12 protein-coding genes are annotated in these 11,946 nt (G+C 66.4%); 6 read left to right on the plus strand and 6 right to left on the minus strand.

Annotated features, from left to right (window positions below; all coding sequences use genetic code 11):
- Nucleotides 1–18 precede the first annotated feature (18 nt).
- On the minus strand, nucleotides 19–1,257 hold the full coding sequence (locus AVCA_RS14205) for a HAMP domain-containing sensor histidine kinase (protein ID WP_012701663.1): 1,239 nt from the start codon (nucleotides 1,255–1,257) through the stop codon (nucleotides 19–21).
- A complete protein-coding gene (locus AVCA_RS14210; protein WP_041807266.1) occupies nucleotides 1,254–1,943 on the minus strand; it encodes a response regulator in 690 nt (229 codons plus the stop codon). The genes AVCA_RS14205 and AVCA_RS14210 overlap by 4 nt, the downstream gene beginning before the upstream one ends.
- A 228-nt stretch (nucleotides 1,944–2,171) precedes the next feature.
- Here AVCA_RS14210 and AVCA_RS26455 point away from each other — a divergent pair, with 228 nt between their 5' ends.
- Nucleotides 2,172–2,342, plus strand: a complete 171-nt coding sequence (locus AVCA_RS26455; RefSeq protein WP_012701665.1) for a hypothetical protein — start codon at nucleotides 2,172–2,174, stop codon at nucleotides 2,340–2,342.
- 87 nt (nucleotides 2,343–2,429) lie between these two features.
- On the plus strand, nucleotides 2,430–2,786 hold the full coding sequence (locus AVCA_RS14215) for an SH3 domain-containing protein (RefSeq protein ID WP_231876418.1): 357 nt from the start codon (nucleotides 2,430–2,432) through the stop codon (nucleotides 2,784–2,786).
- A 156-nt stretch (nucleotides 2,787–2,942) separates the two neighbouring features.
- Here AVCA_RS14215 and AVCA_RS14220 read toward each other — a convergent pair whose 3' ends face one another.
- The 4 genes from AVCA_RS14220 to AVCA_RS14235 all read right to left on the minus strand — a co-directional run bounded on the left by AVCA_RS14220 (nucleotide 2,943) and on the right by AVCA_RS14235 (nucleotide 7,304).
- Nucleotides 2,943–4,262: an OprD family porin gene (locus AVCA_RS14220; protein WP_012701667.1), complete on the minus strand. Its 1,320-nt coding sequence runs from the start codon at nucleotides 4,260–4,262 to the stop codon at nucleotides 2,943–2,945.
- Nucleotides 4,263–4,393: 131 nt separating this feature from the next.
- Nucleotides 4,394–5,002, minus strand: coding sequence for a L(+)-tartrate dehydratase subunit beta (gene ttdB / locus AVCA_RS14225; protein ID WP_012701668.1), 609 nt, complete (start codon nucleotides 5,000–5,002; stop codon nucleotides 4,394–4,396).
- Nucleotides 4,999–5,898, minus strand: a complete 900-nt coding sequence (ttdA, locus tag AVCA_RS14230) for a L(+)-tartrate dehydratase subunit alpha (RefSeq protein WP_072432899.1) — start codon at nucleotides 5,896–5,898, stop codon at nucleotides 4,999–5,001. The genes ttdB and ttdA overlap by 4 nt, the downstream gene beginning before the upstream one ends.
- A gap of 80 nt (nucleotides 5,899–5,978) precedes the next feature.
- On the minus strand, nucleotides 5,979–7,304 hold the full coding sequence (locus tag AVCA_RS14235; protein ID WP_012701670.1) for a dicarboxylate/amino acid:cation symporter: 1,326 nt from the start codon (nucleotides 7,302–7,304) through the stop codon (nucleotides 5,979–5,981).
- A gap of 197 nt (nucleotides 7,305–7,501) precedes the next feature.
- On the opposite strand from AVCA_RS14235, the gene AVCA_RS14240 reads away from it, so the two are divergent.
- The 4 genes from AVCA_RS14240 (at nucleotide 7,502) to AVCA_RS14255 (ending at nucleotide 11,939) form a co-directional block, all read left to right on the plus strand.
- Nucleotides 7,502–8,428 carry a LysR substrate-binding domain-containing protein gene (locus tag AVCA_RS14240; protein ID WP_012701671.1) on the plus strand — a complete coding sequence of 309 codons (927 nt, stop codon included), beginning with the start codon at nucleotides 7,502–7,504 and terminating at the stop codon, nucleotides 8,426–8,428.
- Between the two features lie 121 nt (nucleotides 8,429–8,549).
- Nucleotides 8,550–8,825 carry a hypothetical protein gene (locus AVCA_RS14245; RefSeq protein ID WP_012701672.1) on the plus strand — a complete coding sequence of 92 codons (276 nt, stop codon included), beginning with the start codon at nucleotides 8,550–8,552 and terminating at the stop codon, nucleotides 8,823–8,825.
- Nucleotides 8,826–9,290: 465 nt separating this feature from the next.
- Complete coding sequence (locus tag AVCA_RS14250) at nucleotides 9,291–10,631, plus strand: MFS transporter (protein ID WP_012701673.1); 1,341 nt, start codon at nucleotides 9,291–9,293, stop codon at nucleotides 10,629–10,631.
- A 45-nt stretch (nucleotides 10,632–10,676) separates the two neighbouring features.
- A complete protein-coding gene (locus tag AVCA_RS14255) occupies nucleotides 10,677–11,939 on the plus strand; it encodes a gallate dioxygenase (protein ID WP_012701674.1) in 1,263 nt (420 codons plus the stop codon).
- The last annotated feature ends 7 nt before the right edge of the window (nucleotides 11,940–11,946 follow it).

An 11,946-nucleotide genomic window follows, 5' to 3' on the forward strand; every position in this document is an offset into this window, starting at 1 on the left:
CGGCTGGACAAGCCACTCCTACAGTTTCGGCAAGCGGATATCCACCACCAGTCCGCCGCCCTCGCCCAGGCTCGCCCGGATGCTGCCGCCGTGCATTTCCACCGCCCGCCGGGCGATGGCCAGGCCCAGGCCGAAACCGACCACCGGCGTGTCGCTCTCGGCACGCTTGAAGGGCTCGAAGATGGCTTCCAGCATTTGCGGCGCAACGCCCGGCCCACGGTCCCGGACGCGGATGTGCAGGCGCCGGCCTTCGTCCTCGATATGGGCCTCGAGCGTGACCGCGCTGCCGGGATCGGTGAACTTCACCGCGTTGCGCACGACGTTCTCGAAGGCCCGATAGAGCATTTCGCCGCTGACCAGGCTGACGAATTGGCCCTCGGCCCGGAAATTCAGCGTACAGCCCTTGGTTTCGGCCTCGAAGCCGGCGTCCTCGGCGATGGCGCCGAGCAGCTCGATCAGGTCGACCCGTTCGCGGGCGATGTTGTCCGAGCCGGCTTCCAGCCGGGCCAGGGTGAGCAACTCCTCGATCAGCCCGTCGAGCCGCTCGGATTCGCGCTGGATGCGCTCGAGCATGCTGGCGCCCTGCTCGGGGCGCTGGCGCAGCAGGCCGATGGCGGCCTGCAGGCGGGTCAGCGGCGAACGCAGCTCGTGGGAAATGTCGTGCAGCAGGCGCTGCCGGGCATCCATCAGTTGCTGCAACTGCAGGACCATGCGGTCGAAATCGCCGGCCAGATCGACGATCTCGTCGCGTCGCCGGCCCATCAGCGGCTTCACCCGGGTATCCAGGTGGCCCTCGGCCACGGAGCGCAGGGCCCGGCCGAGGTGCAGCAGCGGACGCGACAGGTACCAGGCGAGAAAGGTGCTGAACAGCAGGCTGACCAGGGTGCCGATGACCAGGGGCGTGATCGGAACGGGCGGCGGGCCCTCGGCGCCGGGTGGACGCCTGGGGTCCGGGGCCGCGCCGCGGTGCTCACCACCGGGGCCGGGGGGAGCGCCCAGCCCCGGTCCCGGCGGCGGCCCGACGGCATGCCCGCAACCGGGAAACGGCCCGCAGTCGCGCGGAGGAGGAAGCGCCGCGCCCTCCTCGCGGATAGCCGACGCCATGGCCCCGGGAAAGGACTCCTCCGCGCGCCTTTCCGTGGAGGGGTCCCGATGGTCGTCGTTCAGACGCATGAGACCGACGGCGATGAAGAAGGACAGACTGGTCGCGCCCCAGAAGGCGAGGAACAGCTTGAGGAACAGGCGACTGGGCTTCATTCGCTCACCAATTGGTAACCCTGGCCACGCACGCTCTGTATCCAGGGCTCGCCATCGCCGCGCTGACCGAGTTTCTGGCGGATGCTGCTGATGTGCACGTCGATGCGCCGGTCGAAGCGGGTCAGCGGCCGGCCCAGGGCGTTGATCGACAGATCCTGCTTGCTGACCAGTTGCCCGACGTGGCGGGCCAGTTCCTCCAGCAACTGGAACTCGGTGCCGGTCAGCTCCAGCGGCGCGCCCTGCCATTCGGCCTTGCGGCGCGCCGGCCAGAGCGTCAGCGCGCCGGCGCGCACCGCATCGGCGGCCTGCTCCGGCTGGGCCTGGACACCGGTGCGACGCAGGATGGCGCGCAGCCTGGCGACCAGTTCGCCCGGCGAGCTGGGCTTGGGCACGTAGTCGTCGGCGCCCAGGTCCAGCCCGGCGATGCGGTCGATATTGTCGCCGCGAGCGGTCAGCAGCAGCACCGGGATCTGGCTGTGGCTGCGGATGCGGCGCAGCACCTCGATGCCGGACAGGCGCGGCAGCATCACGTCCAGCACCACGATGGCATAGCGTCCGGACAGCGCCTCCAGCTCGCCCAGCTCGCCATCGTGCACGGCGGTGGCGACGAAGCCTTCGCGGGCCAGGTATTCGGTCAGCAGGGCGGTCAGTTCGTGGTCGTCGTCGACCAGCAGTACGTTCGTCATGGCAACGTTCAGGCAATGCGGCAGGCCCCAGAGTATCGCCGCCACGATCGGGGGCGTCATCGCCTGGCGGGCGAACTTTACCCAACTTAACGCCCGGTTAACCGCAGCCAACACGGGCGCTTTTTAAGCTTGTCGGCGTCCGATCCGCTGAGGCCATCGGCGACGGCCGACGAACCGACCGCCGATGCACGCCATGACCCCGGCCGAAGCGCCGGATGGAGGCAAGTCGTGAACTCTCCGCTGCGTTATGCCCTGACCGTCGCCGCCATTCTCGGCACGCTGGCCCTGATCGTACTGAGCCGACTGCCGATGCTGCCGGCTCCCGCCGCCGAACCCCAGGCCACGCTCGGCCGCCCGCACATCGAGGCGGCGCAGGCCGGACAGAACCTGCCCGGCTGAAAGTCGCCGCGCCCCGTGCACGGCGACCGCCCCGCGCCGGAACGGGAGCGCAGACGGCCCCCCAATCTGTCTACCCGAGGAAATAGCATGCAAACGAGTTCTCTCCTGACCCTTCTGGTGGCCGCCGCGATGGCCGTCGACCTGCAGGCCGCCCAGCCTCGACACCCGCACGCGGAAATGCTCGCCTCGAACAGCGCGGCGGCGAAGGGACAAACCCACGGCGCCAGCGAATCGGGCACGCAGAAAACCCGGCAGAACGAGCGGGAACGCTATGTGTCCGCTTCGACGCTGAACGTGCGCAGCGCCGGCTCCAGCGGCGGCAAGGTGCTCAGGAAACTCAAGCAGGGCGAGCGCGTGCAGGCCTACGAAACCCGCAACGGCTGGGTGCGCATCTCTCCGGACAACGCCACGCCCGAATGGGTGGTCGGCAGTTCGCTGCGCTGAGCCCACGGCCCCGGCGAGACCGTGCACGCCGTATCGCCGCCGCTCGGTGCGCGGGTCGACGAGTCGCCGGCAAACCCGACTCGCCGCCTCCGGCGCCATGCAAAACGGGCCGAGCCGCTCCCGGCCGGTCACAGCCTGGAAGAGCCCCTGCCACCGTCAAAGCAACGGCAGACTGTAGGTGAGCATCAGGCGATTCTCGTCCAGGTCGCGGCCATCGTTGCCACGGGTCGCGGCATTGAGCCAGGCGAGGCCGACGCCCTTGAGCGGGCCGCTCTGCACCGCGTAGTCGATGCGGAAGTTGCGTTCCCACTCCTTGTTGTCGCTGCCGGCGGCGTCGATGTCGTCGCCGCTGAAGTAGATCAGCTTGGTCTTCAACCCCGGCACGCCGATCGCCGCGAAGTCGTAGGCGTAGCCGGCCACCCAGGTGTTCTCGCCGGCGCTGGCGAACTTGCCGATCTGGCCGTTGGTGATCAGATGCAGGGTGCGCCCGCTCCCCAGGTTGATGTGCGGGAAGTCGCTGTCGCCACTGACCTTCTGGTAGCCGAGGCTCAGCGCGTGACCGGCCAGGCTGTAGGTGAACATCGCACTCCACAGGTTGTTGTCGACCTCGCCGCTGCTGCCGTCGGCGCCGCTGCTGACATAGCCCTCGGCACGTCCGGAGGCGCTCTCGTTCTTGCCGTCGGAGTCGCTGTAGAAGTAGCGCAGGTCGGTCTTCAGCGAACCCACCGGCAGCTTCCAGTCGTGCACCAGGCCGAAGAAGTGCTGTTTGTAGAAGTCGCGCAGGTTGCCGTAGTAGTACTGCAGCAGGAGGTCCTTGGTGGCCTTGTAGTCGGCGCCGGCGAAGTAGAACTCGTTGCTGAACTGCGCCCTGCTGCCGCTGTTGGCGCCGCCGATGGACAGGCCGTGGCTGTCGCCGGAGTTACGCTCGGTCGAGTGTTCGATCTTGCCGGCGGTCAGGCTCAGGTTGTCGATCTCGTTGGAAGTGATCTGCGCGCCATGGAACAGTTGCGGCAGCAGGCGGCCGTCGTTGTAGACCAGCACCGGCATCTTCGGCAGCAGGGTGCCGAGGCGCGCCTCGGTCTTGGAGAAGCGCAGTTTGCCGGTCACGCCAACGCGGCCGAAGTCGGTCTTGCCCTTGCCGTTGCTTTCCAGCGGGAACATGCCGCCCGGGGTGCGTTCGATGTCCGCCTTGCCGGAGCGGCCGCCGCCGTCGAGGCGGATGGCGTGCATGGCCAGCACGTCGAGGCCGAAGCCGACCGGACCCTCGGTGAAGCCGGACTTGTAGTCGAGGAAGAACGCCTGGCCCCACTCCTCGGAGCGCGGCGCGTCCTGGTTGCGGACGTCCTGGTTGATGTAGAAGTTCTTGAGGCTCAGCGTGGCCTTGCTGTCCTCGATGAAGCCGGCGGCACCGGCCTGGCCGAAGGGCAAAAGGCCCAGGCAGGAAAGCGTCAAACCGCCGCGCCGGCGTTCGCTCATGGAGAAGCACCTTCTTGTTGTTGTGTGGGTGTGTCGCGAGGCGCGAGAGAACGCGGACGATGCCCGCCTGGCCGTGGTCGGCGGCGCGCCGGCGTCCGGGCGGCGTCCCTGCCGCGGCGGGCGTCGGCCGGTTACTTGATGAAGCGGACCTGGCTGCAGATCTTCTCGATCACCGGGCCCTTCTTGTCGTTGAAGCGGGCCTTGTTCTGCTCGAACAGGTTGTTGCCCTTGGTATCGATGGAGATGATCAGCGGGCCGAACTCGCGGACCCGGTTCACCCACAGGGTTTCCGGCATGCCGAGATCCTGCCATTCGGCCCGCTCGATCTCTTCTACCTTGGTCGCGGCGAGCACCGCGCAGCCGCCGGGGAAGACCGCATGGACCGCCTTGTTCTCCAGGCAGCCGGCGGTGGTTTCCGGCCCCATGCCACCCTTGCCGACGATCAGTTTGACGCCGGTTTCTTCGATGAACTGCTTCTCGAACTTCTCCATGCGCATGCTGGTGGTCGGGCCGATGGAAACCATCTCGAAGCTGCCGTCGTCCTTCTTGCGCACGATCGGGCCGGCGTGGAAGATCGCCCCGCCACGCAGATCGACCGGCAATTCCCGCTTCAGCTCGATCAGCCGGCGGTGCGCCACGTCGCGGCAGGTCACCAGCCGGCCGGTCAGGTAGACCACGTCGCCGACGTTCAGGGCCGCGAGATCTTCGTCCTTGATCGGGGTCGTGAGGATCTTTTTCACAGTACTACTCCTTCATGGGAGAGGATGTCGTAGGACAGGTCGGCGTTGATGCGGATCTTGCCGCGACGGTGGGCCCAGCAGCCGGTGGAGACCGCCACGCCGATGGTGGAAGGGTGGCGCGCCGAGGACTCGATGTTGACGCCCATCACGCTGCTGTTGCCGGTCAGCCCCTGCGGACCGATGCCGATCTCGTTGAGTCCCGCTTCGAGGAGCTTTTCCATCTTCGCGGCGTTCTCGTTGGGGTGGCAGGAGTCCACCGGGCGCAGGATCGCCCGCTTGGAGAGGCGCGCCGCCGTTTCCACCGAGGTCGACACGCCGACCCCGACCAACAGCGGCGGACAGGCGTTCACGCCGCGGGAGGTGATCACGTCGAAAACAAACTCGGTGACGCCTTCGTAGCCCTGCCCCGGCATCAGCACCTTGGCCGAACCGGGCAGCGTGCAGCCGCCGCCGGCCATGTAGACGTCGATCAGCGCATAGTCCGCGTCGGGAATGATTTCCCAGTCCAGCCAGGGGATCTTCGAGCCGGTGTTGGTGCCGGTGTTCTTCTCCTCGAAGGTTTCCACGGCGTTGTGCCGCAGCGGGCCCTTCCGGGTCGCCTCCAGGGTGGCGTTCTGCAGGATGTCTTCCAGTTCGCCCAGGAGCGGGAACCTGGCGCCGGCGGAGATGAAGTACTGGATGACCCCGGTGTCCTGGCAACTGGGCCGGTCCAGCTTGTCCGCGGCATCCTGGTTTTCCGCCATCGAGTCGTAGATGGCGATGGCCAGCGGATTGGTTTCCGCGGCGCGCAACTTTTCCATCTTGCTCTTGACGTCGGTCGGCAAACGCTTGCCGATATAGGCGGTGAACTTGGCCATGACATCGGTGAGCGACTGTACGGCTAATTCTTTATCCACGTTGTTTATCCTCAGCAGGTCGATGCGTACCCAACTTCCGAGGCCGTTTTCAATTGGCCCGGAATATTCGGCTCGTTACATCAGGTGAACTTGACTTGAACTTCCGGTTTTTCCGCCTTTACCGGCCGAAGCGCCTCCGGCGCGTCCGCCCGCCCGTCGAGCACCTGGTCCATCCGCTCCTTGTCGAGCGCTCCCACCCACTTGGCGATCGCCATGGTGCCGACCGCGTTGCCGATGGTGTTGGTGATTGAGCGCGCCTCGGACATGAAGCGGTCGACGCCGAGCAGCAGCACCATGCCGGCGACCGGAATGTTGCCCAGCGAGGCCAGGGTGGCGGCCAGGGTGATGAAGCCGGAGCCGGTGACGCCGGCCGACCCCTTCGAGGTCAGCAGCAGCACGCCGAGCACGATCAGTTGGTCGGTCAGCGTCAGCGGCGTGTTGGTCGCCTGGGCGATGAAGACGGCGGCCATGGTGTAGTAGATGCACTGGCCATCGGGGTTGAAGGTCAGCCCGGAGGGGATCACCAGCCCGACCACGGGTTTGGAGACGCCGACGTTCTCCAGCTTGTTCATCAGTTGCGGCACCACCGACTCCGAGGAACTGGTGCCCAGCACGGTGAACAGCTCGTCCTTGAGGTACTTGAGGAATTTCCACAGGCTGAAGCCGGACAGTCGGGCGATGCTGCCGAGGACGATCGTCACGAACAGGAAGCAGGTCAGGTACATGGTGCCCATCAGCTTGCCGAGCGAGACGATCGAGCCCAGGCCGTACTTGCCGACCGTGAAGGCCATCGCCCCGCAGGCGGCGAGCGGCGCCACGCGCATGATCATGCCGACGATGTGGAACATGCCGTGGGAGAACGCCTCCAGCACGTCGACCACCGGCCTGGCGCGCGGCCCCATGTGCGACAGCGCGATGCCGAACAGGGTCGAGAACAGCAGGATCTGCAGGATCTCGTTCTTGGCGAAGGCGTCGGTGACGCTGGCGGGAATGATGTGCAGCAGGAAGTCGGTGAAGCCGCCCGAGCCGCTCGCCGCGCCGGCCGTGTAGGCGGCGATGCTCTTGGTGTCGAGCGTGGCCGGATCGACGTTCATGCCCTGGCCGGGCTGGACGAGGTTGACCACCACCAGGCCCAGGACCAGCGCGAAGGTCGACAGGATCTCGAAGTAGATCAGCGCGCGCGCACCGACCCGGCCGAGCTCCTTCATGTTTTCCATCTTGGCGATGCCGAGCACCACGGTGGCGAAGATGATGGGCGCGAAGACCATCTTGATCAGTTTGATGAAGGCGTCGCCGAGCGGCTTCAGGTCGGCACCGAAGTTCGGCGAATAAATACCGAGCACTATCCCGATAGTTACGCCGATCAAGACTTGAACATATAGCTTGCCTATAAGTCGCTTGATCATTTCTCCTCCGAATTATTGTTGTAGGTCGAATTTTTATGGGGATCGGAAGACCGTTCCGATTGTTCTCGCCAGCGAGGAATCGAACGGTCGATGAATTGCCTCGAAGTCATGCGAGGCAACCGACGGAGAAATGGTACTGGTTTTCTGGAGTGATATAATCGACCGAAAGTTAATTCATTATTTTCTTCAAGTTAATTATGAATCCGGTCTCCGAGCTGACCTTCTTCACCCTGCTGGTGCGCCTGGGCAGCCTCGCGGCCACCGCGCGCGAGCTGAACCTGACGCCGCCGGCGGTCTCGAAGCGGCTGGCGCAACTGGAACGGCGCCTCGGTGTGCGCCTGCTCAACAGGACCACGCGCAGCATCAGCCTCACCGGCGAAGGCGAGCTCTATCTGCTCAACGCCCAGCGCATCCTCGGCGAGATCGAGGAGATGGAACGCCAGGTGTCGAGCAGCCGGGCCGCGCCCAAGGGCCTGCTGCGCGTCAATGCCCCGCTCGGCTTCGGCCGCACCTACGTCGGCCCGGCGATCTCCTCGTTCGTCAAGCGCTACCCGGATGTGGAGGTGCAACTGCAACTGACGGATCGCCCGATCAACCTGCCGAACGATGCGATCGACGTCGGCATCCGCTTCGGCGAGCTGCCGGACTCGCGCCTGATCGCCCGCAGGATCGCCTCGAACCGCCGCCTGCTGTGCGCCGCTCCCGCCTACCTGCAGGCCTGCGGACGCCCGGAGACTCCCAAGGACCTGATGCGTCACAACTGCATCGTGCTGCGCCAGAACGATGCGGCCTTCGGTGTCTGGCGGCTGAGCCGGGGCAAGCAGAGCGAATCGATCAAGGTGCGCGGCAGCCTCAGCACCAACGAAGGGGAAGTCGCGCTGAACTGGGCGCTGGACGGCCACGGTATCCTCATGCGGGCCGAATGGGACCTCGCCAAATACCTGCGCAGCGGGCGGCTGGAGGAAGTGCTGGAGGAATACGAAACCCCGCCGGCGGACATCTACGCCGTCTATCTCGAACGCCTCAACCTGTCCGCCAAGGTGTCCTTTTTCGTCGATCACCTGCGCGACTTCTTCCAGCGCAGCGTCGACGGGCAGAGCGACAGCCGCTCGCCCTGGCGATGAACGGCGGCTCGTTCGGCCAGCGGGGACGGGAAACGATGAAATCGGCTACAGTCCCCCCGGAACGCGCCGTCCGCCTGGCGAGCCGGACGGACGCTCGACCCTTCGAACCGGGAGAAAGCAGATGCCCTTACTGGCTGAGATTCTCAGCGTGCTCGCGCTGCTGCTGGCGCTGGCCACCGTGGTGGGCGTGATCGCCCCGTCGCTGTTCCGCAATCGCAAGACCGGCGAGGCCCCCAAGCGCCTGTCCCTGCTGGTGTGGGGCTGCATCGCCGTGCTCGTGGCCATGATCCTCGCCGGCAGCCTGGTGCCGCCGCCACCGGCTCCTCCGGCCAGGAACGGGACGCCGGAGGCCACTTCCGGTCTGCCCCCCGCCGGCGGGCCCTCGCTCCCGGCGTGAGCGCCGGGCGATAGCCCGGCGGCCCGCACACTCCTTGCCCCGGACGCCGCCGCCTTTCGCGGCCGGCCGAGGCGTTTTCCCCACTCCCCCGCCGACACGCCCGCCACCGGTCCTCCTCGCGCCGGTCCGGAAACAAGGGCTGCCGGCTTCGCGACGCGGATCTTCCGCAATCGACGCAAACGTCTCCGTCAGAAGCCAAAGCGCTTCCATCGAGCGCCTCATGGGTACGGCGAACCGACGACCGGCTGCCGATGCCGAGTCCCCTGTCCGAATGCCCGCCTGAATTTTTCCGCCGCCCCTCTCCGAACTCCTCATAAAAAAAATCGATACCTGCTTAAGCACTTCCCAAGCGACGCGCGGGCCAATTCGCTTTAGCGTTCCCAGCCACGTGAAGTACACCACTTCCGCGGCTCGCATCCCCTCGCGACGGGGTGCCGACAGATAACAACAATGTGAGGTAGCCGTATGCACACCGACTCGCCCGTAGAAGTCAAACACTGGATAGACGGCCAGCCCCTGTGCCGACGCCAGTGGCTGATTCTGGCCCTGTGCTTCTTCATCGTCCTGTTCGACGGCATGGATGTGGCCGTGATGGGCTTCATCGCGCCGGCGCTGATGCAGGACTGGCAATTGTCCAAGGCGGCCTTCGGCCCGGTCATGAGCGCCACCATGGTCGGCCTGGCGCTGGGCGCGCTGGTGGCCGGCCCCTACGCCGACCGTTTCGGACGCAGGAAGGTCCTGCTGGGCGCCGTGACGGTCTTCGGCATACTCAGCCTGGCCTCCGCCTTCGCGCGAAATCCCTACGAACTGGCGATCCTGCGCTTCCTGACCGGTGTCGGCCTGGGCGCAGCCATGCCCAACACCACGACGCTGCTTTCCGAGTACCTGCCCGAGCGCTACCGTTCGCTGCTGATCACGGTCATGTTCACCGGCTTCAACCTGGGCTCGGGCGGCGCCGGCTTCGTCGCGGCCTGGGTGATTCCCCAGTACGGCTGGCATGGCGTGCTGCTGGTCGGGGGACTGCTGCCCCTCGCCCTGCTGCCGCTGCTCTGGCTATTCCTGCCGGAATCGGCACGCTTTCTGGTCGCGAACAACGCACCGGCCGAGCGCATCGCGAAATTGCTCAACAAGCTCGGCGGACAATTCGGCCCGGCGACCCGCTTCGTCACCGCCGAGCAACCCGTCCGGCACAAGGCCCCGGTACGCCGGCTGTTTTCGGAACAATACCGCCTGGGCACCTTCGCCCTGTGGGTCACCTACTTCATGGGCCTGCTGGTGATCTACCTGACGATGGGCTGGCTGCCGACGCTGATCCGCGAGAGCGGCATCTCCATCGAGCGCGCGGCCACCGTCACCGGCCTGTTCCAGATCGGCGGGACCGTCGGGGCGATCGCGGTCGGCTGGATCATGGACCGCCACAGCCCCAACCGCGTCATCGCGACGGCCTATGCCCTGGGCGGCGCGTTCATCCTGCTGCTCGGCGTCCTGGGACTGGAATCGGAACTGCTGACCGTCGGCGTGCTCGCCGCCGGGTTCTGCATCAGCGGCGCGCAAACCGGGCTCAACGCCTTCGCCCCCGGCTATTACCCCACCGAATCCCGCGCCACCGGGGTGAGCTGGATGCTGGGCATCGGCCGCTTCGGCGCCATCTTCGGCGCCATGATCGGCGGCCTGATCCTGAGTCTGGGCCTGGGCTTCGGCCTGATCTTCGGCGCCCTGGCGATCCCCGCCTTCATCGCGGCGCTGGCGATCCTGCTGAACGGCTACGCCAGCCGCCGCCTGCCGCGGACCGCGCTGGCGCTCTGACCCCCTCGATCCAACCACCTTCGATTCACGAAAAAGGAAATCCTCATGGCACGAATCATTGGCGGCCTCGCCGTCTCCCACACACCGACCATCGGCTTCGCCGTCGACAACGACAAGCAACACGACGAAGCCTGGGCGCCGATCTTCAAGAGTTTCGAGCCGGTCTCGGCATGGCTGCGGGAAAAGCGGCCGGACGTCCTGTTCTACATCTTCAACGACCATGTGACCTCGTTCTTCTTCAATCACTACGCGGCCTTCAACCTGGGCGTGGACGAGCGCTACGAACCCGCCGACGAAGGGGGCGGCCCGCGCGCCCTGCCGGCCGTCGAAGGCCATGCCGAGCTGGCCCGGCACATCGGCGCAAGCCTGATGGCCGACGAGTTCGACATGGCGTTCTTCCGCGACAAGCCCCTGGACCACGGGCTGTTCTCGCCGATGTCGGCGATCCTGCCGCCCGATGCCCGCTCCGGATGGCCGGTGAAGATCGTTCCGCTGCAGGTCGGCGTGCTGCAGTTCCCGATTCCCAGCGCCGCCCGCTGCTACAAGCTGGGCCAGGCACTGCGCCGGGCCATCGAGAGCTACCCCGAGGATCTGAAGGTGGCGATCGTGTCGACCGGCGGCCTCTCGCATCAGGTCCACGGCGAGCGGTGCGGCTTCAACGACCCGCAATGGGACGCCCAGTTCGTCGATCTGCTGGTCAACGATCCGGTGCGCCTGACCGAGCTGACCGTCGCCGAATACGCAGCCCTCGGCGGCGTGGAAGGTGCCGAGGTGATCATGTGGCTGATCATGCGCGGCGCCCTGTCCGCCACGGTGAAGAAGGTGCACCAGGATTACTACCTGCCGTCGATGACCGGGATCGCCACCCTGATCCTGGAGAATCGGGACCGCGAAGTGCCGGTGGACCTGCATGAGCGCCACCGTCGGCACATGGACCATCAACTGGCCGGAGCGGACCGGCTCGAAGGCACCTACCCGTTCGACCTGGCGCGCAGCGCCAAGGGCTACCGGCTGAACAAGTTCCTGCACGGGCTGATCTCGCCCGCCTTCCGCGAGCGCTTCAAGGAAGAGCCGGAAACCCTGTTCGAAGAACACCGGCTCAGCGAGCAGGAGCGCGACATGCTCCGCCGCCTCGACTGGCGCGCCCTGATCCAGTACGGGGCGAGCTTCTTCGTGCTGGAAAAGCTCGGCGCGGTCGTCGGCGTCTCCAACCTGCACATCTATTCGGCCATGCGCGGCCAGTCGCTCGAGGAGTTCCAGAAGACCCGCAACCGGCAGGTCCTCTACTCGGTGGCCGGCAAACGCTGATCGACGG

The organism is Azotobacter vinelandii CA (assembly GCF_000380335.1).
GTDB lineage: Bacteria > Pseudomonadota > Gammaproteobacteria > Pseudomonadales > Pseudomonadaceae > Azotobacter > Azotobacter vinelandii.